Below are 272 nucleotides of genomic sequence, written 5' to 3' on the forward strand. Positions count from 1 at the left end.
GTCCCTAATTATTTTAGTTAAAATTGCTGAATACACATTATTTTTGTCATTATTCAATATTTTCCTTAGGAATTTCATATTCTTTTATTTTATATGTATCCATATTGTTCCCTTCAACCAAATACTCTAAAAATAAAGTCTTATTATCAAATTTAGTTTTTTTTCCTATACAAAACCAATAACACCCAGCACGAAAAATATCATGCGGTAGTATGAGTATAGTACTTTTTCCAGCATTAAATATATCTACTATCGAAATAGTAGTATCTGCA

General features: G+C 26.1%; 1 protein-coding gene. It reads right to left on the reverse strand.

Features of this window, described 5'->3' with window-relative positions; translation table 11 throughout:
• Positions 1-49: 49 nt before the first annotated feature.
• Positions 50-272 (reverse strand): hypothetical protein (locus AACQ14_RS24485; protein ID WP_339366136.1); only part of this gene is annotated, 223 nt, incomplete at its 5' end.

Source organism: Vallitalea maricola (assembly GCF_036985595.1).
Classification (GTDB): Bacteria; Bacillota; Clostridia; order Lachnospirales; family Vallitaleaceae; genus Vallitalea; species Vallitalea maricola.